Origin of the sequence: Streptomyces sp. NPDC006261 (genome assembly GCF_040613515.1) — a bacterium.
In the GTDB taxonomy this organism is placed as follows: Bacteria; Actinomycetota; Actinomycetes; order Streptomycetales; family Streptomycetaceae; genus Streptomyces.
Genome location: NZ_JBEXSI010000010.1, coordinates 120,922 through 140,072, shown reverse-complemented (window position 1 = coordinate 140,072; position 19,151 = coordinate 120,922). Strand labels below are relative to the sequence as shown.

The following is a 19,151-nucleotide window of genomic DNA, read 5'->3' as shown; positions in this document are numbered from 1 at the left end:
CGGCAGGTCAGATGACTGGGGGGCGGCCCAGCCTCGTCATCCGCCACACCGTCGACCAGCGCATCGGGCGCCGCTCGCCGCACGGGGTGCGGACGCCCTCCGCGAAGCCGCCCGCCCAGGCGCGCAGGCCCTGGGCGTCGCGGGTGCGGGCCAGGGTGAGCAGGGTCCAGGTGGAGAGGTAGGCGGGGACCAGGGGGAGGGGCAGGTTGCGGCGGGCGAGCCAGACGCGGTTGCGGGCCGTCATCCGGTAGTAGACCGCGTGGCGGGCCGGGGACGTCTTCGGGTGCTGGAGCAGCAGCTCCGGGTCGTAGACGACCTTCCAGCCGGCGTCCAGCGCGCGCCAGGCGAGGTCCGTCTCCTCGTGGGTGAAGAAGAACTCCGCGGGCCACAGGCCCGTCTCCTCCAGCATCTTCATGGAGAACGCGTGGCCGCCGCCGAGGAAGGCCGTCACCTGCCCGCCCCGCATCGGGTCGCCCGCCCGCAGCCGGGGCACGTGGCGGCGCTGGGTCTCGCCGTGTTCGTCGGCGATCCGGAAGCCGACGATGCCGAGCCGGTCGTCGGCTGCGAAGTGGTCCCGGACCCGGCGGAAGACGTCCTTGTCGATCAGGAGGCCGTCGTCGTCCAGCTCGACGACCACGTCCACGTCACCGACCTCGGCGAGCCTGCGCAGCCCCTCGTTCCGGCCGCCCGGGCAGCCCAGGTTCTCCGGCAGCTCGATGGTGGTCACCCCGCCGTCGAGGTCCGCCAGCCCGGGGGTGGAGGTGTAGTCCGGGAGCTCCGTCCCGTTGCCGATGATCACGAGCCGGGTGGGCCGGACGTCCTGCATCGCGACCGACGCCAGCAGCGCCTCGACCGCCTGCGGGCGGTCCCCCATGGTCACGATGGATACGCCGATGCGTGGTGCGGACAAGTTCGGTACTCCTGGAGCTCGGCTGCCGTGCGGCTGCTGGTCGGCAGCGGTGCCCGCGATCGTAACGCCTCGGTGTTCAGTCCGCCGTTGCCGCCCGGCCATCCACCGGCCCGTCGCTGTTCAGCAGCCCGTACACGGCCATGTCGCGGCGCTCGTCGCCCACCTGCTGCCAGCCGCGCAGCACTCCCTCGTGCCGGTAGCCGACGTCCTCGGCGATCCGGGCGGACGCGGTGTTCCAGGGCTCGATGAAGAGCTGGAGGCGGGGGACGCCGAGGTCGCGCAGGGCCCAGCCCGTCACCGTACGCAGCGCGGCGCGGGTGACCCCCTGGCCACGGCCGGAGGCCACCATCCAGTACCCGATCGACGCCCGGCCCTCCGGCAGGTCCCGCAGCCAGAGCCCGATGGACCCCACCGGGCGCCGGTCCCGGGAGCGGACGATGGCGAACGGGTACCCGGCGCCGGTGGCCGCCCGGTCCCACTGCCTGCGGACGAACGCCTCGGCGGCCTCCTCCGAGTAGCGGGGCGGGATCGTGGTGATGAGGGGGATGTACCGGTCCTGCGCGGCCTCGCGCACCAGGGACAGGTCGCTCATCTCCCAGGGGCGCAGGACGAAGTCCGGGCCCGCGGACATGCTCGGGACGGTCAGTGGATCGGGGCCGGGCCGGGCGGCGCCGTCCGTGCCGGCGCCGGGGCCGGCACGCGATCCGGTCGCGCTGTCGGACCGGGGGCCGGGGGCGGGGTTGCGCGGGGCGTCAGGCTTGCGGTCAGCCATGCCCGTATCCTCCCGCGATCGGCGCGGTTGCGCCCCTCGGCCCGCCGGACCTCGACCGGCTTCACGGTGCCCGACGGCACGCCGATAAAGTGCTGGAATGATATTCAGCAAGGCCGGGTTCGGGGGAGCGGTCGCGGATTTCGAGGCCGCGGTGGTGGCCCAGGACGCGAAACGGTCCGGCAAGGCGTTCGTCCGGCTGCAGGAGACCTTCGGGCAGGCCAAGGAGGCGGAGCTGCTGGACGGCGGGCCGCGCCTCGCCGCCGTACTGGAGAAGGTCCCGCCCGGCCCTCGTGCCGTCGTCGCCGTCCTCGTCGGGGCCTGTGTGGAGCGCGGCGCGGACGCCGAGCGCTGCGCCCCGGGCGTACGGGCCGGGCTGCGGGCGGCACTTGGGGGAGCCGCGGCCTTCGCCGAGGCGTGGGCGGCGACCGGCGGCGGCCCGTTCCCCGTACCGGGTGACGGAGAGCCGGGTGAGGAGGCCGTCGAACGGGCGGGGGCCGACGCGGCGGCCGGCTGGTGGACGTTGCCCCAGTGGGAGAGGGCGGCCGTCGCCCTGCTGAACCACCGGGCGGTACGCGCCGGAGCCGGTGGCGGCCGGGCCGAGCTGCTGCGGTTGCTCACCGCTGTGGAACAGGCGTCCGGCCGGCAGTTCACCTCCCTCGGGCACGTCCTCCAGGTGCTGGACGACGAACCGCTCGTCGCCCTCCACCGGACCAGCGGCACCGGCTACGCCCTGCGGTTCTTCGGCGTCGGCGACAACTTCCAGCTGCACACCCTGCTCGCCGACGCGCTCATAGGCGGCGGCCATGTGGAGGGTCACGCCCCCTCGCCGCAGGAGGTCGCCGTCTGCCGGGAGACCCCGGGGCAGGTGGACACCGTGGGCTCCTTCGACCTGACCGCCCCGGACGGCGGCCGGCTCTGGAACGAGGGGGCTCCGGCGGACATCCCGGTGGTCGACGGAGTACGCCTGCTGGTGCTGGACGAGCCGTCCTACCGGCGGTCCTGGCCCGCAGGGCGCTTCTTCCCGGGCATGCGCGGTGACGTCATCCTGGAACGCGCCCTCGAACCGGAGGAGACGGCCCGCTGGTTCGCCCACGTCTCCCCGGCCAAGGAGCTGACCGGCTGACATCCTCCCCCGGATGTTCAGCCGATCCGCGTCCCAGTCCCGCCGACCCTGACCCGGTCGTCCCCGGCGCGCAGCTCCACCGTGAGGGTGCCCGGGCGGCCCATGTCCGCGCCCTGGTGGAGGGTCAGGACGGCCGCCTCCGGGACGAGCCCCAGCTCGCGTACGTACGCGCCGAACGCGGCCGCGGCCGCCCCGGTCGCCGGGTCCTCGACCACCCCGCCCACCGGGAACGGGTCCCGGACGTGGAAGACCTCCGGCGCCTCACGCCAGACCAGTTGCAGCGTCGTCAGGTCCAGCCGGCGCATCAGCGCTTCCAGCCGTGCGAAGTCGTACTCCAGGTCCGCGAGCCGCTCACGGGTCGCGGCGGCCAGCACCAGGTGGCGGGCGCCCGCGTAGGCGATCCGGGGCGGCAGGGCGCGGTCGAGAGCGGCGGCCGGCCAGTCCAGGGACGCCAGCGCCTCCGTGAGGTCCGCCGCGCCGATCCCCGTGACGTGCGGGACCACGCTGGTCAGGGTGGCCCGCAGCTCGCCGCCCTCCCGGACGACGGTGACCGGGACCTGACCCGCGGCCGTGGCGAACTCCAGCGTGCCCGGTCCGTCCCGCTCGGCCAGCGCGACGGCGGTGGCGACCGTGGCGTGGCCGCAGAACGGCACCTCGGCCCTGGGGCTGAAGTAGCGGACGGTGTAAGCGCCTTCGCCGGTCCGCTCCGTGAGGAACGCCGTCTCGCTGTAGCCCAGCTCCGCCGCGACCGCGAGCATCCGCTCCTCGTCCAGCCCCGACGCGTCCAGGACGACGCCCGCGGGGTTTCCGCCCTCGGGGTCGGCGGAGAAGGCGGTGTAGCGCAGGACGTCGGGGCGGTGGCCGTGATCACGTGTCATGGCACAGCCCAACCCTGCCGCCGCTCAGGGCATTCCCGCCCGGCTCTTCGCCGTACGGCTGCCGCAGCCCCCGGGCCGCGGCAGCCCCATCCAGCACGGTGACCGTCAGTGGCAGTTCTTGACGCCCTTGTTCGCCGCGGTCGACTTCCCCCAGGAGCAGGAGTCCTGGAGCTTGCCGTTCGGCTTGATCAGCCGGGCCTTGTCGCCGGTGTTGTTCCAGACGTACGAGCCCCGGTTCCAGTGCACGGTGCCCGCGACGTCCTTGCCCTTGCCGGTGCGGAGCTTGACGGTCTTGCCCGCACCGATCGTGTAGCTGCCGAAGGTGTAGGTGTAGCCGGTGTTGTCCTTCACCTTGTAGCCCTTGAGCTGGACCTTCTTCTTGCCGTTGTTGTGGATGTTGACCCACTCGGCGTTCAGGGACTTCTTCGACCGGTCGTCCTTGCCGGGACCGTCGTACTGGATGGTGCCGAAGTGCAGCCCGCCCTGGTGGGCGGCCGCCGAGGCCGGTGCCGCCGTGGCGAGGAGCGAGCCGGCCAGGGCGGTGGCGGCGGCCAGGGCGATCGGCGCAGCGGTGCGTATGCGCATGTGGTGTTCCTTCTGTGGTTTTCTGGTGAAGGCGTAACGAGATGCGATCATACGGTCAGCACGCGCTTGCTCGTTCAGGAGTGGGGAAATCCGCAACTTCTGTCATCTGGCGGCTAGTTCGGTCAGAAGTGGTCGCACCTGAAACGCGCCCCGGCCCCCGACGCTCCGGCCCCCTCAGCCCCGTCCGACGTACGGCATGTTCGTCGCCATCACCGTCAGGAACGGGATGTTCGCCTCCAGCGGCAGCTCCGCCATGTGCACCACGGTCCGCGCGACGTCGGTCGCCGCCATCACCGGCTCCACCGCCAGCTCCCCGTTCGCCTGGAGAACGCCGGTCTGCATCCGCTCGGTCATCTCGGTCGCCGCGTTGCCGATGTCGATCTGGCCGCAGGCGATCCGGTACGGGCGCCCGTCCAGCGACAGCGACTTCGTCAGCCCGGTGATCGCGTGCTTGGTCGCCGTGTAGGCCACCGAGTCCGGGCGCGGCGCGTGGGCGGAGATCGAGCCGTTGTTGATGATCCGGCCGCCCTGCGGGTCCTGCTCCTTCATCAGCCGGTACGCCGCCTGCGCGCAGAGGAACGCCCCCGTCAGGTTCACGTCCACCACCGCCCGCCAGTCCGCCGCCGCGAGCTCCTCCACCGGCACGCCCCCGGGGCCGAACGTGCCCGCGTTGTTGAACAGCAGGTCCAGCCGGCCGAACCGCTCCCCTACGGCGGCGAAGAGCGCGCCCACCTCGTCCTCGTCGGTCACGTCCGTGGTGACGCACAGCGCGTCCGGGGCTCCGGCCGCGGCCGCCGTCTCCGCCAGCGGTTCCGCCCGCCGCCCCGCCAGCGCGAGCGACCACCCCGCCCTCGCGAGGGAGAGCGCGACGGCCCGCCCGATTCCCGAACCGGCACCCGTGACAACAGCGACTCGTCGATCAGTGTTCATGGCCCGGCAGCGTACGGGAGAGGTCGGTGCACAGGGCACGCGGTGCTCATCGACCCGCCATGCGGAAGTTGTGCACGCGACAACGGCGCGTCGCGCGCCGGCGGTGCGCTGAGTTCCGACAGCATCCGGCAGCATCCGGCAAGCGAGGGGCATATGACAGCCGCACCGACCTCCACGGCGCCCGGCCAGGGTGTCCGATCCACGCAGAACGTTCGATCAGCCGAGGGTGTCCGACCCGTCGGACCCTCCACCGCCGCCACCCGGTTATCCCGGCCGGGCGGCCTGGGCCGCCGCCGTCTGCTCACCGGGGCGGGAGCCGTCGCCGCGCTCGCCTTCACGATGAACCTGCCCGCGGCCGGCACGGCGAGCGCCGCCGAGCTGGACGCCCGCAGGATCACCGAGAACCCCTTCACCCTCGGCGTCGCCTCCGGCGATCCGCTCCCCGGCTCCGTCCTCATCTGGACCCGCCTCGCGCCCCGCCCCTACGAGCCCGCAGGCGGCCTCCCCGCCGGCCGCGTCCAGGTGAGCTGGGAGCTGGCCCACGACGAGGGCTTCCGCCGCATCGTGCGGCGCGGATCGGTCACCGCCCACGCGGAGTTCGCCCACAGCGTCCGGGCCGACGTCCAGGGCCTGGACTCCGGCCGCGTCTACTACTACCGCTTCCGCACCGGCAGCTGGACCAGCCCGGCCGGCCGCACCCGCACAGCGCCCGCCGCCGGGACCCGTAACAGCTCCCTCACCCTGGCCGCCGTCTCCTGCCAGGCGTACCACGACGGGTACTTCACCGCCCACCGCCACCTGGCCGCCGAGGACGTCGACGTGGTCTTCCACCTCGGGGACTACCTCTACGAGTACGCCGTCACCGCCACCGGCGGCGCCCGCAACTACACCGACCGCCGCCTGCCCGCCCACTACAACCGCGAGACGGTCACGCTGGAGGACTACCGGCTGCGCTACGCCCTCTACAAGTCCGACCCCGACCTGCGCGCCGCCCACGCCGCCCACCCCTTCGTCGTCACCTGGGACGACCACGAGACCGAGAACAACTACGCGGGCGACATCCCCGAGAACGACGTCGCCCCCGAGGAGTTCCTGCTGCGCCGGGCCTCCGCGTACCGCGCGTACTGGGAGAACCAGCCCCTGCGCGCCCCGCAGCGCCCCACCGGCCCCGACATGCGGCTCCACCGCCGTCTCACCTTCGGCCGACTCGCCCAGTTCGACATCCTCGACACCCGCCAGTACCGCAGCGACCAGGCGTACGGGGATGGCTGGCGCACCCCGGGCCCGGAGTCCGAGGACCCCGCGCGCACGATGACCGGGGCCGCCCAGGAACGCTGGCTGATCGACGGCTGGCGCGTCTCGGACGCCACCTGGAACGTCGTGCCCCAGCAGGTCACGTTCGCCCGGCGGCGGGACGTGCCCACCGCCGCCTACAAGCTCTCCATGGACGCCTGGGACGGCTACCCGGCCTCCCGGCAGCGGGTGCTGGCCTGGGCCGAGGCCGCCGGGGTGGAGAACCTGATGGTCCTCACCGGCGACGTCCACGTCAGTTACGCCTTCGACCTGAAGAAGGACTTCGACGACCCGGCCTCCCGGACCGTCGGCACGGAGATCGTCACCACGTCCGTCTCCAGCGGCAAGGACGGCGCGGAGCGGCCCGCCAACTGGGAGAACCAGACCCGCGCCAACCCGCACATGAAGCATTACGACGGGCGGCGCGGCTACGCGGTCGTCACCCTCACCCCGAAGGAGGCCCGCGCCGACTTCCGTACGGTGTCGGCCGTCACGACCCCCGGGGCGCCGGTCTCCACGGCGGCCTCCTTCGTCACCGAGGCGGGGAATCCGGGGCTGACACCGGCCTAGAGGAGCTCAGTGGTCCGCCGGGTAGTGGACGCCGATGCGGTCCCGTACCGCGTCGAGCGTCCGCATCACCGCGAGCGATCCCTCCAGCGGTACGAGGGGGGACTCGCTCTCGCCCGCCCGGACCGCGCGCATCACCTCGGCGGCCTCGTACTGCATGCCCGACAGGCCCTCCGGCCCGGGCCCCGAGGTGACCGTCTCCGGTTCCCTGCCGGGCCGGTGCAGCACGAAGTGGTCCGGGTGGAAGAAGTCGCGCGGGAGGTCGATCCGCCCGGCCGTGCCGATGACGGTGGCCGCCGTCGGGTGGTGGCCGACGATCGAGCAGGAGAGCAGCGCGGTGGCGCCCGACTCCCAGCCCAGCAGCATCCCCGTGTTCAGGTCGACGCCCTCGGGAGAGAGGAGCGCGTCGGCCTGGATCCGGTCCGGCTCACCCAGCAGCAGGTGGGCGAAGGAGACCGGGTAGACACCCAGGTCCAGCAGCGCCCCGCCGCCCAGGTCCGGGTCGCGCAGCCGGTGACCGGGGGCGAAGTCGCCCGCGAAGCCGAAGTCCGCCTGCACGGTACGGATCTCGCCGATCGCCCCGTCCCGCACCAGCTCGGTCAGCCGCCGGACCACCGGGTTGAGGTAGGTCCACATGGCCTCCATGAGGAAGAGGCCGCGGTCCCGGGCGAGCGCCACCAGCTCCTTCGCCTCCCGGCTGTTGAGCGTGAACGCCTTCTCGCACAGCACGTGCTTTCCGGCCCTCAGCGCGAGCGCCGTCGCCGCGTGGTGCGCCGAGTGCGGGGTGGCCACGTACACCACGTCCACCGCGTCGTCGGCGACCAGCTCCGCCCAGCTCCCGTAGGCCCGCGCGATGCCGTGGCGCTCGGCGAAGGCCCGCGCCGAGGCCTCCGTACGCGAGGCGACGGCCACCACCTCGGCGCCCGGCAGCGCCTGTACGTCCGCCGTGAAGGTCGCGGCTATGCCGCCCGTCGCCAGAACACCCCAGCGCACCGTCCCGCTCATGCCCGCCACCCCATCCAGCCCGAAAAAGGTATCGACCACTCCGGCCGAGCTGAGAGCATAGATGCGGATTCAACGATGTGGAGACGAGAATGCCGGACAGCGGCGGCAGCCGGGCCCAGCGAGAACACATACCCACCTCCGGGACCGGTCCCGGAGCCGACAGTGCGCCGCTCACCCCGCACGGGGACGCCGGTGCCCTCTCCGTCGACCCGGGCGCCCCGCAGGTCACCGCCCCCGCCGGCCTTCCGGTGGTCCCGGAGGCAGGCGGGCTCACCGCCCCCGCGGCGAAGGCGGCACGACGCGCCGGGTTCCTGGTCACCATGGTCCTCGGCGGTCTCACCGCCCTGCCGCCGCTCTCCATGGACATGTACCTCCCGGCGCTCCCCGCGGTCACCGACTCCCTGAGCGCCCCCGCCGCCACCATCCAGCTCACGCTGACCGCGTGCCTGGCCGGGATGGCGCTCGGCCAGCTCGTCGTCGGACCGATGAGCGACCGCTGGGGCCGCCGCAGGCCGCTGCTCCTCGGCATGGTCGTCTACGTCATCGCCACCGCGATCTGCGCCCTGGCCCCCTCCGCCGGACTCCTCATCGGCTTCCGCCTCCTCCAGGGGCTCGCGGGCGCCGCGGGCATCGTGATCGCCCGGGCGGTGGTGCGCGACCTCTACGACGGCGTGGAGATGGCCCGGTTCTTCTCCACCCTGATGCTGATCTCCGGCGTCGCCCCGATCATCGCCCCGCTGATCGGCGGGCAGGTGATGCGCTTCACCGACTGGCGCGGCATCTTCGTCGTGCTGACCGGCGTGGGCATCGTGCTCACCCTCGTCGTCTGGAAGTGGCTGCACGAGACCCTGCCCCCCGGCAGCCGCCACACCGGCGGGGTCGGCGAGGCCCTGCGCACCATGCGCGGGCTGCTCGCGGACCGGGTCTTCACCGGCTACATGATCACCGGCGGGCTCGCCTTCGCCGTCCTGTTCGCCTACATCGCCGCGTCCCCCTTCGTCGTGCAGGAGATCTACGGGGCCTCCCCGCAGACCTTCAGCCTGCTGTTCGGCCTCAACTCGATCGGGCTGATCGCCGTCGGGCAGATCAACGGCAAGCTGCTGGTGGGCCGGATCAGCCTGGACAAGGTGCTCGGCTTCGGCCTGACCGTCATCGTGCTCGCGGCCGTGGCGCTGCTGCTCATGACCACGGGCGTGTTCGGCGAGGTGGGCCTGGTCCCCGTGGCGGCCGGACTCTTCGTGCTGATGTCGGCGATGGGTGTGGCGATGCCCAACACCAACGCCCAGGCCCTGATGCGCACCAAGCACGCGGCGGGCTCGGCCTCCGCGCTGCTCGGCACGTCCTCGTTCCTGATCGGCGCGATCGCCTCGCCGCTGGTCGGGATCGCGGGAGAGGACACGGCCGTCCCGATGGCGGTCGTGCAGGTGGTGTGCGCGGTGGCGGCGGTGGGCTGCTTCCTGGGGCTGTGCCGCCCGTGGCAGCGGGCGGGGAAGGGCGCCCTCTAGCCGGTTTCCGGGGGCTCAGTCGGTACGCGGGTACCCGATCAGATGCGTCCGCTCCTGCCGGTCCGTCCAGCGGAACACCCCGACGCCGGTCGCCTCCATCCCCGGCAGCCGGGCGTTGCGCGACAACTGCTCGGTCGTCCAGTCCGCGAAGTCGACCGCGACCGGCAGCCCGCCCCCGGAGAGCGCCTCCGAGGCGTCGCGCGCGTTCTCGGCCCCGTACGCGATGCCGTCGTCCGTCACCGTGGCCAGCACCAGATGGCTGGAGCCGTCCTCCTTCTCGAAGCAGTGGCCCTGGCCCGCCTCCAGGTCGAAGGCCAGGTTCCCGGCGATCAGGTGGTCGCCCGAGGGGGAGAGGACCGCCTGCGGGTAGCGCCCCGGCTTTATGGCGGGCCGGTGGCACTCCACCGATACCAGCGGCTCGCCGGTCGCCGTGTCGTGCACCGTCCACAGCTCGTGGGTGGCCGCCCGCTTCGCCTTCTTCGCCAGCGCCCACTTCGCCAGCACCCGGTCCGCGGCCACCGACGTCACCACGCCGCTGCTCCGGTCGACGCCCTTGGGCGCCACGTTCCGGCTGAACCAGCCGCCGCGCACCCAGAACTCCCGTGCCCCGCCGACGAGCAGCCCCGCGGCGGTCTGTCCGTACACCTCGGTGAGCTGCTTGCAGGCCGGGCAGCCCTTGGGGTACTTCAGCTCGTCCGCGCTCAGTTCCGAGACCGTGCCGGTGACCGGGTCGACCAGCGTGCTGTTGGCCTTGCCGTCGCTGATCACGATCTCCGGGCCGTTCGTGTCGACGTTCGGGGCGCCTGACCACGGCACCTCGACGCGCTGCCGCGCGCCGTCCGTCACGTCGTACACGTCGAGGGAGACGAAGGTGGACGCCGGTGTCAGCCCGTCGCCGACCTTCCCGTACGACCAGGTCACGAAGTACTGCCGGCCGCCCGCGGTGACCGTGGCGAGCCTGGGGTGGTGCAGCGGGTCCGGTGGCCGCCAGGCCTGGCCCTGCCAGCCCAGCTTCCCGGTGGCGGTGTCGACGGTGCGCAGCCGGTAGCGGTTGCCGTTCGACCGCTCCACATAGGCGAGCCGGCCCGTCGCGTGGGAGACGGCGACCTCGGGGGAGGAGCCGATGATCTCCCAGCCCCGGTCGGTGGCGTACTGCGGCGGGACAGTGAGCCGGGTGACCGGCCCCGCGCTCGGCATGACCCGTTTCGCGGGGGTGGTGGAGGCCCCTTTGCCGCCCTGGCTGTCCGGGCTGCCGCCGCAGGTCGCCAGGAGGAGGAGCAGGGCGAGGAAGACCACCCCGCCTGCCAGGGCCAGCCGCACGACCTTCTGTCTCATGGCTCCCCCGGTGGACCGAACCTGGTCTCGTGCTGTGCGCTGCGTGCCTCGTGCCTTGTGCTTCACGCCGTGCGCTTCACGCCTCGCGCTTTGCGTCTCGTGCCGATCTCGCGCGGGCCAGCGTAGCAACGACCCTCTGACCGCGTGGAGTTCGCCGAGAACCTGTTCCGGACCGGTTACGCGGGCTCCGCCGCCGGATCCCGTACCCTCGCCGGCCCGGGCCGAGCGGAATGCGCCCGAGGGTTCCCCCTCCGCCTACAATTCGGCGGTGAACGTCACCCTCCCCACCGCCCAGTCCCTGCGCGCGGCCCTGGCCGGGCTGCTCGACGGGCTGCCGCCCAAGCAGGCCGCGCAGGCCGTCGACCGGCTGATCGCCAGCTACCGCGGGGAGACGCCGACCAACGCCCCGGTCCTGCGGGACCGCTCCGACGTCGTCGCGTACGCCGCGTACCGGATGCCCGCCACCTTCGAAGCCGTACGGTCCGCCCTCGGCGCCCTGGTGGAGGCCGCGCCGGACTGGGCGCCCGCCACCCACACCGACGTCGGCGGCGGCACGGGAGCGGCGAGCTGGGCGGTGGCCGGGGCCTGGGAGGGGGCGGCGACCACCGTCCTGGACTGGGCCGAGCCCGCCCTCGCCCTCGGCCGGGAACTGGCCGAGGCGTCCGGGGTGCCGTCCCTGCGGGAGGCCCGCTGGGAGCGGGCCCGGATCGGCACGGCGCTGGAGCTGGCACCGGCGGACCTGGTCACCGTCAGCTACGTACTCAAGGAGCTGACCGCGCAGGCCAGGACCGAGCTGGTCGACGCGGCCGCCGCGGCCGGGCAGGCCGTGGTGATCGTGGAGCCCGGCACCCCCGACGGATACGGGCGGATCATCGAGGCCCGGGACGGGCTGATCGCCGCCGGACTGCGGATCGCCGCACCCTGCCCGCACAACGATGCCTGCCCGATCGAACCGGGCACCGACTGGTGCCACTTCTCGGCCCGGGTCAGCCGCTCCTCGCTCCACCGGCAGGTCAAGGGGGGCTCGCTCAGCCACGAGGACGAGAAGTTCGCCTACGTCGTCGCCACCCGCTTCCCCGCCACCCCGGCGCCCGCCCGGATCACCCGCAAGCCGCAGCTCCGCAAGGGCCAGGTCCTGCTGGAGCTCTGCACCCGGGACGAGGGCCTGTCCCGCTCCACGGTCACCAAGCGCCACGGCGAGCTGTACCGGGCGGCCAGGGACATCACCTGGGGTGACGCCTGGCCGCCGGACACCCCGGACACCCCCTGATCCCCGACGAAGTCGGCGTAGGAAGGCGACTCGAGGGCGCTTCCCCCGGTCGGGGCGCTCGCGCCTACCCCCGTAGCTCCTGCGTGCAGCACTTCACGCTGCCGCCGCCCTTGAGCAGCTCACCCAGGTCCATCGGGACCGGGTCGAAGCCCCGGTCCCGCAGCGGGTCGAGCAGCCCCGTCGCGGCCTGCGGCAGCAGGACGTGGCGGCCGTCGCTGACCGAGTTGAGACCGAACGCCGCCGCGTCCGCCTCCCGGGCGAGCAGCGCGTCCGGGAAGAGCCGGCGCAGCACGGCCCGGCTGCCGGGGGAGAAGGCGTCCGGGTAGTACATGATCTCGTCGGCCGCCGCGTCCAGCACGCACAGTGCGGTGTCCAGGTGGTAGTAGCGCGCGTCGACCAGGTCGAGGCCGATGACCGGCAACCCGAAGAACTCCTGGGCCTCGTCGTGCGAGAGCGGGCTGGAGCGGAAGCCGCGCCCGGCCAGGAGGTAGGAGGCGGTGACCGCGAAGTCCCCTTCGCCCTCGTTGACGTGGTCGGGCTCCCGGATCTCGGTGAAACCGTGTCCCCGGAACCACTCACGGTGGGCCTCGGCCTCCTCGAACCGCTCCCGGTAGGCGAACAGGGCGCCGAGCACCCGCCCGTCGATCACCGTGGCGCCGTTGGCCGCGAAGACCATGTCCGGCAGCTCCGGGCGGGGGGTGAGCAGTTCGACGGTGTGGCCGAGGGCGCGGTAACGGTCGCGCAGATCCTCCCACTGGGTCTGGGCCAGCGGCAGGTCGACGGGTTTGGACGGGTCCATCCACGGGTTGATGGAGTAGGTGACCCGGAAGTGCGTCGGGGCGCACATCAGGTAGCGACGAGGGGTGGCGTCACGGTTCAACTGGGGCTCCTCGCGAACGGCGGCCGGGCCGCGGAACGGTGGGATGCGCACGGTCTGTGCGTGAGCCCATGGTGCGCCGTGCGGGCGAGATCCGCAGTGGACCGATCGGGTGGTTCACCGGATCGTCCTACCGCGGCCACCTTTCGGCCGCCCGGTCACGGGATACGGGCTGCGGGACACGGGCTAGACGAAACGTATCGGCTTGCCCGACGCTAGATTGGCCGCATGGCACCCCACAAGGCACCCGACTCCAGCCGCCGCAGCGACCGCTCCCGCCGGGCCATCTACGACGCCGCCCTCGCCCTCGTCGGCGAGAGCGGCTACCGGCGCACGACGATCGAGGGTATTGCCGCCCGCGCCGGGGTCGGCAAGCAGACGATCTACCGCTGGTGGCCCTCCAAGGCGGCCGTCCTGATGGAGGCCTTCCTGGACCTGGCCGCCCGGGCCGCCGAGCAGGCGGGCCCGCAGGCGGGCGGCGCCGAGCGCGGCATCCCCGACACCGGCGATCTGGGCGCCGACCTCAAGCTCGTCCTGCGGGCCACCGTCGACGAGCTGAACGACCCGGTGATGGAGGCCCCCACCCGGGCACTGACCGCCGAGGGCATCGTCGACGCGAAACTGGGCGCCGAATTCGTCGAGAAGCTGCTCGACCCGCAGCTCGCGTTGTATGTCACACGGCTGCGGGCCGCACAGGAGGCCGGACAGCTCCGCCCCGACGCCGATCCGCGGATCGCCCTGGAGCTCCTGATCGCGCCACTGACCCACCGCTGGCTCCTCAGGACCCTCCCGCTCACCCATGCGTACGCCGACCGAATCGTCGACTACGCCCTCGGCGGGCTGGCCTCTCGCTCTTGATCCTTATCCGTTATGTGGTGACATCAGGCGTGATGGTGCTCACTCGGTGCAGTGGTGCACGGCCCCGCTGGTGAACTCTGGCCACCCCCGCCGCCAGATGGTGCGACGATGGAGAGGCAACGCTGAGGTGAAATGCTGAGGTGAGGGGATAGATGGGCGCCGATTCCGGCCGTTTCCGCGGCACAGAGAGCAGGATCTCCCAGTGGCTGCGGCGACGTCCCAAAGCACCAGGGGCCGAAGCCGAGGAGACGGCCCGGGTGGCGCTGCTCCTGGCGGTCGCCGAGGGGGGCATGCCCATCGCCCCCGCCGCCCACCCCCTCGGATACCGGTGTTCGTGCGAACGCATCGGCTGTCCCACCCCGGCCCGGCACCCCATCTCCTTCGCCTGGCAGACGCAGTCGACCACCGACCGCGCCCAGATCGAGCGCTGGGCCCGCAGCCAGCCGCTGGCCAACTTCATCACCGCGACCGGCATGATCCACGACGTGCTGGACGTCCCGCTCACCGCCGGCCGCAGCGCCTTGGAGCGTCTCCTCGCGGCGGGCATCGACGTCGGCCCGGTCGCCCAGTCCGGTGAGGACCGGATGCTCTTCTTCACCGCCACCCGCGGCACCCCCGAGGACGAGGACGAGTGGTGGCCCTGCGAGCTGGACTGCCACCCCGAGACCATGGACGCCCACCCGGGTCTGCGCTGGCACTGCCGCGGCAGCTACGTCCTCCTGCCGCCCGCCCGGCTCCCCGGTGAGCTCGAGGTCCACTGGGTGCGCGGCCCCGAGCACGAGCTGCCCGACCCGCTGACCCTGCTGGAGACGCTCACCGACGCCTGCGCGCGGTATGCGGGCAGCGCCGAGCAGAGCGAGCTGGATCACGACTCGATCGCCTGGCCGTTGAGCCGCTGAGCCGTTGAGCTGTTGGCGACCAGGCGTGTGGAGCTGCTGAGTCGCTGAGGACCGAAAAGGATGAGGGCGGTGTCCGGATCCCGGACCCCGCCCTCCCGCCTGCCCGCCCTCTACTCACCCTTCGCCGCGACCAGACCCGGCAGCCGGTTCAGCAGCCGCACCCGGCCGCCGGAGTCGGAGCTCTGACCGCGCGCGGGCACATGGACCAGCTGGCTGGAGATCCGCTCCTTGGTGAGGCTGTTGGTGACCTCGCCGGTCATCAGGGCCTTCACATCCGCGTTGACCTCCGGCTTCAGCCCCTTCGCCGTGACCTGTCGCTCGAAGTGCTTGCTGCTGAAGAAGACCAGCGCCCCGCCGTCCTCGGTGCGCAGCCCGAGCGGCCCGAACGTGCCGCCGGAGAGCGGCTGGTCGATGTACTGGTACGAGAACCCGGCCCGCCGGGTCGTGCGGCGCGTCTCGCGCCACTGCGAGGTCGCCGTGCTCGGGGCGAAGACGTCCGGGGTGCCCTTCTGCAGATACTCGGTGTACGCGATGCTCAAGTCGGCCGGAGACACGGTCAGTTCACCGCTCTGCGGCTCCACCGGTGTGGCGAGCCCGTCCTTGTCGCGGGCGAACTCCGGTACCTGGGACGGGGCGACGACCCCGAGATAGGACGCCTTCCACAGCGCGGCGGGGCCACTCCGTACGAACACGACCAGCCAGCGGGTGTCCCGCTTCCCGCCGTCCTCGTCCCGGTTGGAGTCGGTGTCCGCGAGGAACCAGCGCGGCCAGCCCGCCTTCTTCGGGATGATGTAGGTGGCGTCCGTCAACTCCAGCGGCTTGTGCGCCTTGTTGCCCCCGGGGCTGTACGTCTGCCGCGCCTTCAGCCCGGCCTGGTTGATCGCCCCCAGCGACCCCGTCACCCGGTCCGCGTCCAGCGCCGGATCGTACGCCTTGTCCGCCGCGTTGTAGGCGGTGACGAAGTCCGTCAGGGCCTGCGCGGCCTCGGACTCCGTCGCCCCCGGCAGCACTTCCAGCTCACCGTGCACCGTCACACAGCCACTCGCGGTCACGCACAGCACCGTCGCCGCGGCGAGCGCCGCCGTCAGCCGACTCACCCTAGGGCCTCTCGTCATCCGTTGCTTCTGCGCCTTCTGCATCCGTCGCCCGCACTGACCGTCGAAACCCTACCGGGGCGGCGAACGGCGCGCGGGCGCGGTCCGGACACAGCGTCCACACCGTGATCTGGCGCCCCACCGGGGCGGGGTCGGGGCTCCAGGGGCGTACGCGAGGTACCGACGGGCTCTCAGGAGCGTACGGGAACGACCAGCGGGGCCCCCGTACGCGGATGCGGGAACACCTCCACCGGCTGCCGATACACCTCACCGAGCAGCTCTCCGTCGAAGATCTCCCGCGGCGGGCCCACCACCGCGATCCGCCCCTCGTGCAGCACGGCCACCCGGTCCGCGTACGCCGCTGCCAGCCCCAGATCGTGCAGGACCACCACCACCGCGTCCCCGGCGGCGGCCCGCTCCCGGCAGATCCGCAGCACCAGCTCCTGGTGGCGGAGGTCCAGGGCGGCCGTCGGCTCGTCCAGCAGCATCAGCGGGGCCCGCTGCGCCAGCACCCGGGCCAGCGCCACCCGGGCCCGCTCGCCGCCCGACAGCTCGGAGAACGGCCGGGCGGCGAACCGGGTCACCTCGGTGGCCGTCATCGCCGCCGCCACCGCCGTGTCGTCCTCGCCCTCCCGCTCCGTACCGGCCCAGGGCGCCCGCCCCATCCGTACGACGTCCTCCACCGGGAACGGGAAGGAGAGCGCGGCGGACTGCGGCAGCACCGAGCGGCGCAGGGCCAGTTCCGGCGCGGTCCAGGCCGCCGCCGGACGGCCGCCGATCAGCACCTCTCCGCTGCCGGGGGCCAGGTCGGCGGCGAGCGCGGCCAGGAGCGTCGACTTGCCGGCCCCGTTCGGACCGACCAGCGCCACCACCTCGCCCGCGTGCGCGGTCAGGTCGACGGAGTCCAGCACCTGCCGCTGCCCCAGCCGGACCGAGAGCCCGGCGGCCTCGACGGCGGGTGAGCCGGGGGCGACGGGCGAGGGCAGCTCCCGGGTGCGAACCGCGAACAGGTCTCTCAGCGTCCTCATGCCCAACCACCTTGCTTGCGACGGGTCCTGCGCAGCAGCCAGAAGAAGAACGGGCTGCCGAAGAGCGCGGTGAGCACCCCGAGCGGCAGCTCGGCGGGGGCGGCCACGGTCCGGGCCGCGAGGTCGCCCGCCACCAGCACCAAGGCGCCGCCGAGCGCGCTGCCCGGGATGAGGAAGCGGTGGCCGGGGCCGTTCGCCATCCGCAGGAGGTGCGGCACGAGCAGCCCGACGAACGAGATGATCCCGGCGACGGCGACGGCGGCGGCCGTCAGCAGCGCCACGACCAGCACCAGAAGGATCCGCAGCCGCTCCACGTCCACGCCCAGGTGGCGGGCGGGCCGTTCACCGAGAGCGAGCAGGTCCAGCCTGCGGGCGTAGAAGGGGGCGATGAGCAGTCCGGCCAGCGCGCAGGGCAGCACAGCCAGCACCTTGGGCCAGGTCGCCTGGGAGAGCGAACCGAGCTGCCAGAAGGTGATCTGGGTGATCTGCGCGTTGTCCGCGAAGAAGATGAAAAGCCCGATCAGCGCGCCCGCGAAAGCGTTGACGGCGATACCGGTGAGGATCAGCGTCACGACCTCGGTCCGGCCGCCGGAGCGCGAGAGCGTGTAGACGAGCAGCACGGTGGCGAGGCCGGCGATGAACGCGAAGACGGTGATCGTCCAGTTGCCGAAGAAGGTCAGCCCCAGCGCGATCGAGGCGACCGCGCCGACCGCCGCGCCCGCCGAGATCCCGATGACGCCGGGCTCGGCCAGCGGGTTGCCGAACACGCCCTGCATCAGGGCGCCCGCGCAGCCGAGGGAGGCACCGACGAGAAGGGCGAGGACGACGCGGGGGAGCCGGACGTTCCACAGGACGCTCTCCCCGACCCGGTCCAGCGGCCGGCCGCCGAGCCCGATCCGGTGCTGGACGGAGGACAGGACGTCCCCGATGGGGATGGAGTACGCGCCGATGGCGGCGGAGAGCAGACACCCGGCGAGCAGGGCGAGCGAGAGCCCGACGGTGAGCACGAACGCGTTGCTGCGGCGGGACCTGGGGGCCGTTTTCGGGTCGGCAGCCGCGCCGGGGTCCTCCTTGGCGAGCGGCTCCCCGGTGCGTTCCCCGTACGAGGTGGTCACTGGCCCCTGCCGCCCTTCGGGTACAGCTGCTCGACGATCTCGGCGAGCACCCGGTCGGTGCGGGGGCCGTAGTTCAGCAGCACGCCGTCGTCGATCGAGACGACCCGGCGGTCCATCCCGGCGGGCGTCTCCGCGATGCCGGGGATCTTCACCAGACCGTCCATGCCGCCCACCGATTCGAGCCCCTTGCTCATGAGCAGGATCGCGTCGGGCGCGGCCTTGGCGAGCGCCTCGCTGGTGATGGCGGTGAAGTCCTTGTCGAGGCCGGACGTCTTGCCGACGTCGACCGCGCCCGCCGCCTCCAGCAGCGAACTCGCCCCCGACTCCGCGCCGCCCAGCAGATAGACGGAGGCCGAGCCGCGCAGATAGAGGAAGGCCACCCGGGGCTTCTCGCCGTCCGCGTGGTCCGGGATGGTCTTCTGTACAGCCGCGATACGGGACTCCGTGCGGGCCTTCAGCTCGCTCCCGGCGGCCGGTACGCCGAGCGCCTCGGCGACCGTGTCGATCCGGCGGCCGACGTCGGCGAGCTCCCTGGGGGGCTCGACGACGACCAGCGGGATGCCCGCGTCGCGGATCTGGTCGATCGCCTCACTCGGTCCGGTCGTGGTGTCCGCGAGGACGACGGTCGGCTTCAGCGAGAGCACGCTCTCCGCCGAGACGTCGTGGGCGCGGGTCACCACGGGGAGCTTCTCCGCCTGTTCGAAGGTGGCGGTGATGTCCCGGGCGACGACCTGCTTGCCGAAGCCGAGCGTGAAGACGATCTCGCTCAGTGAACCGGTGAGCGGCACGATCCGGTCGGTGGAGTCGACGGTCACCCCCGTGCCGTCAGCCGAGTCCACCGTCACCGGCAGCTTCGGTGCGGGTGCGGCGGCCAGCGGCTCGACCCGGTCCGCGTCGGCGGAGCTCTTGGCGGCCTTCGCCCCCGTCGATGCGGAATCGCTTCCTCCGCCGCAGCCCGTCAGAAGCAGGGTGAGGGCCATCGCGGCGGTGAGGGCGGCGCCCGCCCGGCCGCGGGCCGGCCGACCGCCGAAGGCCCGCCCGGAGCCCGGGGCCTGAGGGCCTTTCGGGGCGAAGTCCTGCGTGATGCGCACTGGGCACCGTCCTGTC

Annotated in this window: 18 protein-coding genes; 6 read left to right on the top strand and 12 right to left on the bottom strand. The window is 72.9% G+C overall.

Features of this window, described 5'->3' with window-relative positions; genetic code table 11:
• Positions 1–7: 7 nt before the first annotated feature.
• Both ABZ154_RS08860 and ABZ154_RS08855 read right to left on the bottom strand, forming a co-directional pair.
• On the bottom strand, positions 8–910 hold the full coding sequence (locus ABZ154_RS08860) for a glycosyltransferase (RefSeq protein ID WP_356830425.1): 903 nt from the start codon (positions 908–910) through the stop codon (positions 8–10).
• A gap of 76 nt (positions 911–986) precedes the next feature.
• Positions 987–1,682, bottom strand: coding sequence for a GNAT family protein (locus tag ABZ154_RS08855; RefSeq protein ID WP_356830423.1), 696 nt, complete (start codon positions 1,680–1,682; stop codon positions 987–989).
• A gap of 97 nt (positions 1,683–1,779) precedes the next feature.
• Here ABZ154_RS08855 and ABZ154_RS08850 point away from each other — a divergent pair, with 97 nt between their 5' ends.
• Positions 1,780–2,805 carry a hypothetical protein gene (locus ABZ154_RS08850; RefSeq protein WP_356830421.1) on the top strand — a complete coding sequence of 342 codons (1,026 nt, stop codon included), beginning with the start codon at positions 1,780–1,782 and terminating at the stop codon, positions 2,803–2,805.
• 17 nt (positions 2,806–2,822) lie between these two features.
• Here ABZ154_RS08850 and ABZ154_RS08845 read toward each other — a convergent pair whose 3' ends face one another.
• The 3 genes from ABZ154_RS08845 to ABZ154_RS08835 form a co-directional block, all read right to left on the bottom strand.
• The gene (locus tag ABZ154_RS08845; protein ID WP_356830419.1) at positions 2,823–3,683 is read right to left on the bottom strand and encodes a PhzF family phenazine biosynthesis isomerase; all 861 of its coding nucleotides are present in this window, start codon (positions 3,681–3,683) and stop codon (positions 2,823–2,825) included.
• Positions 3,684–3,788: 105 nt separating this feature from the next.
• Entirely contained in the window at positions 3,789–4,268 is a 480-nt protein-coding gene (locus ABZ154_RS08840; RefSeq protein ID WP_356830417.1) for a lamin tail domain-containing protein, read from the bottom strand.
• A 174-nt stretch (positions 4,269–4,442) separates the two neighbouring features.
• Positions 4,443–5,198 (bottom strand): SDR family oxidoreductase, encoded by a 756-nt coding sequence (locus tag ABZ154_RS08835; protein ID WP_356830415.1) that lies wholly within the window; start codon positions 5,196–5,198, stop codon positions 4,443–4,445.
• A 153-nt stretch (positions 5,199–5,351) separates the two neighbouring features.
• On the opposite strand from ABZ154_RS08835, the gene ABZ154_RS08830 reads away from it, so the two are divergent.
• Positions 5,352–7,061, top strand: a complete 1,710-nt coding sequence (locus ABZ154_RS08830) for an alkaline phosphatase D family protein (RefSeq protein WP_356830414.1) — start codon at positions 5,352–5,354, stop codon at positions 7,059–7,061.
• Positions 7,062–7,067: 6 nt separating this feature from the next.
• Here the strand turns inward: ABZ154_RS08830 and ABZ154_RS08825 are convergent, their stop codons facing one another.
• Entirely contained in the window at positions 7,068–8,063 is a 996-nt protein-coding gene (locus ABZ154_RS08825; protein WP_356830412.1) for a Gfo/Idh/MocA family oxidoreductase, read from the bottom strand.
• A gap of 89 nt (positions 8,064–8,152) precedes the next feature.
• On the opposite strand from ABZ154_RS08825, the gene ABZ154_RS08820 reads away from it, so the two are divergent.
• Positions 8,153–9,568, top strand: a complete 1,416-nt coding sequence (locus ABZ154_RS08820) for a multidrug effflux MFS transporter (RefSeq protein ID WP_356830411.1) — start codon at positions 8,153–8,155, stop codon at positions 9,566–9,568.
• Between the two features lie 15 nt (positions 9,569–9,583).
• Here ABZ154_RS08820 and ABZ154_RS08815 read toward each other — a convergent pair whose 3' ends face one another.
• Positions 9,584–10,903 carry a hypothetical protein gene (locus tag ABZ154_RS08815; RefSeq protein WP_356830410.1) on the bottom strand — a complete coding sequence of 440 codons (1,320 nt, stop codon included), beginning with the start codon at positions 10,901–10,903 and terminating at the stop codon, positions 9,584–9,586.
• 268 nt (positions 10,904–11,171) lie between these two features.
• On the opposite strand from ABZ154_RS08815, the gene ABZ154_RS08810 reads away from it, so the two are divergent.
• Positions 11,172–12,173: a small ribosomal subunit Rsm22 family protein gene (locus tag ABZ154_RS08810; RefSeq protein WP_356830408.1), complete on the top strand. Its 1,002-nt coding sequence runs from the start codon at positions 11,172–11,174 to the stop codon at positions 12,171–12,173.
• Positions 12,174–12,237: 64 nt separating this feature from the next.
• Here ABZ154_RS08810 and ddaH read toward each other — a convergent pair whose 3' ends face one another.
• A complete protein-coding gene (gene ddaH, locus ABZ154_RS08805) occupies positions 12,238–13,098 on the bottom strand; it encodes a dimethylargininase (RefSeq protein ID WP_356830478.1) in 861 nt (286 codons plus the stop codon).
• Positions 13,099–13,278: 180 nt separating this feature from the next.
• Here ddaH and ABZ154_RS08800 point away from each other — a divergent pair, with 180 nt between their 5' ends.
• The gene (locus ABZ154_RS08800; RefSeq protein WP_356830406.1) at positions 13,279–13,908 is read left to right on the top strand and encodes a TetR/AcrR family transcriptional regulator; all 630 of its coding nucleotides are present in this window, start codon (positions 13,279–13,281) and stop codon (positions 13,906–13,908) included.
• A 152-nt stretch (positions 13,909–14,060) separates the two neighbouring features.
• Positions 14,061–14,807 carry a bifunctional DNA primase/polymerase gene (locus ABZ154_RS08795; protein WP_356830404.1) on the top strand — a complete coding sequence of 249 codons (747 nt, stop codon included), beginning with the start codon at positions 14,061–14,063 and terminating at the stop codon, positions 14,805–14,807.
• Between the two features lie 110 nt (positions 14,808–14,917).
• Here ABZ154_RS08795 and ABZ154_RS08790 read toward each other — a convergent pair whose 3' ends face one another.
• From ABZ154_RS08790 to ABZ154_RS08775, 4 genes are all read right to left on the bottom strand, one after another.
• Positions 14,918–15,922, bottom strand: coding sequence for a hypothetical protein (locus tag ABZ154_RS08790; protein ID WP_356830402.1), 1,005 nt, complete (start codon positions 15,920–15,922; stop codon positions 14,918–14,920).
• A gap of 170 nt (positions 15,923–16,092) precedes the next feature.
• The gene (locus ABZ154_RS08785) at positions 16,093–16,929 is read right to left on the bottom strand and encodes a heme ABC transporter ATP-binding protein (RefSeq protein WP_356830400.1); all 837 of its coding nucleotides are present in this window, start codon (positions 16,927–16,929) and stop codon (positions 16,093–16,095) included.
• Positions 16,926–18,044 (bottom strand): iron ABC transporter permease, encoded by a 1,119-nt coding sequence (locus tag ABZ154_RS08780; protein ID WP_356830398.1) that lies wholly within the window; start codon positions 18,042–18,044, stop codon positions 16,926–16,928. Before ABZ154_RS08780 ends, ABZ154_RS08785 begins: the two co-directional genes overlap by 4 nt.
• Positions 18,041–19,135 carry an ABC transporter substrate-binding protein gene (locus ABZ154_RS08775; RefSeq protein ID WP_356830396.1) on the bottom strand — a complete coding sequence of 365 codons (1,095 nt, stop codon included), beginning with the start codon at positions 19,133–19,135 and terminating at the stop codon, positions 18,041–18,043. Before ABZ154_RS08775 ends, ABZ154_RS08780 begins: the two co-directional genes overlap by 4 nt.
• Positions 19,136–19,151 lie beyond the last annotated feature (16 nt).

What these genes read in the sequence shown, in the direction of transcription:
- ABZ154_RS08855 (WP_356830423.1), bottom strand. Translation starts at nt 1,682, where the DNA reads ATGGCTGACCGCAAGCCTGACGCCCCGCGCAACCCCGCCCCCGGCCCC.
- ABZ154_RS08850 (WP_356830421.1), top strand. Translation starts at nt 1,780, where the DNA reads ATGATATTCAGCAAGGCCGGGTTCGGGGGAGCGGTCGCGGATTTCGAG.
- ABZ154_RS08845 (WP_356830419.1), bottom strand. Translation starts at nt 3,683, where the DNA reads ATGACACGTGATCACGGCCACCGCCCCGACGTCCTGCGCTACACCGCC.
- ABZ154_RS08840 (WP_356830417.1), bottom strand. Translation starts at nt 4,268, where the DNA reads ATGCGCATACGCACCGCTGCGCCGATCGCCCTGGCCGCCGCCACCGCC.
- ABZ154_RS08835 (WP_356830415.1), bottom strand. Translation starts at nt 5,198, where the DNA reads ATGAACACTGATCGACGAGTCGCTGTTGTCACGGGTGCCGGTTCGGGA.
- ABZ154_RS08830 (WP_356830414.1), top strand. Translation starts at nt 5,352, where the DNA reads ATGACAGCCGCACCGACCTCCACGGCGCCCGGCCAGGGTGTCCGATCC.
- ABZ154_RS08825 (WP_356830412.1), bottom strand. Translation starts at nt 8,063, where the DNA reads ATGAGCGGGACGGTGCGCTGGGGTGTTCTGGCGACGGGCGGCATAGCC.
- ABZ154_RS08820 (WP_356830411.1), top strand. Translation starts at nt 8,153, where the DNA reads ATGCCGGACAGCGGCGGCAGCCGGGCCCAGCGAGAACACATACCCACC.
- ABZ154_RS08815 (WP_356830410.1), bottom strand. Translation starts at nt 10,903, where the DNA reads ATGAGACAGAAGGTCGTGCGGCTGGCCCTGGCAGGCGGGGTGGTCTTC.
- ABZ154_RS08800 (WP_356830406.1), top strand. Translation starts at nt 13,279, where the DNA reads ATGGCACCCCACAAGGCACCCGACTCCAGCCGCCGCAGCGACCGCTCC.
- ABZ154_RS08795 (WP_356830404.1), top strand. Translation starts at nt 14,061, where the DNA reads ATGGGCGCCGATTCCGGCCGTTTCCGCGGCACAGAGAGCAGGATCTCC.
- ABZ154_RS08790 (WP_356830402.1), bottom strand. Translation starts at nt 15,922, where the DNA reads ATGACGAGAGGCCCTAGGGTGAGTCGGCTGACGGCGGCGCTCGCCGCG.
- ABZ154_RS08785 (WP_356830400.1), bottom strand. Translation starts at nt 16,929, where the DNA reads ATGAGGACGCTGAGAGACCTGTTCGCGGTTCGCACCCGGGAGCTGCCC.